General features: G+C 66.0%; 1 protein-coding gene. It reads left to right on the top strand.

Annotated elements, in window-relative coordinates; genetic code table 11:
* The coding region (locus AC1D0P_RS30750) for an HAD hydrolase-like protein (protein ID WP_477680194.1) at nt 1-409 on the top strand (409 nt) is incomplete at both ends.

Genomic DNA, 409 nt, shown 5'->3' with positions numbered 1-409 from the left:
ATGGAACCCTGATCGACACCGCCCCCGACCTCATCGACAGCCTCAATCATACGATTGCCGCCCGCTCGCTCGAACCGCTCATCTATTCCGACCTGACCCACCTCGTCGGTTCCGGTGCCCGTGCCATGATCGAGCGCGCGTTCGCGCTACGCGGACGGCCGTTGAGCAACGGCGAGCTCGAGCCGATGATCGACCGCTTCGTCGAGCATTACCGCGCCGGCATGCCGGGCAAGAGCCAGCCCTATCCCGGCCTTGTCCAGGCCCTCGACCGGCTTGAGACCGCCGGCCTGCGTTTTGCCGTCTGCACCAACAAGATGGAGGGTCTGGCGCGGCCGCTGCTCGAAACGCTGGGGCTTTCGGACCGCTTCAGCGCCATTACCGGCGGCGATACGTTTGCCGTCCGCAAGCC

The organism is Polaromonas sp. P1_G2, from assembly GCF_056405515.1.
Note: the sequence above shows the minus strand (reverse complement) of the source record. Positions and strands in the feature narration are given on the sequence as shown.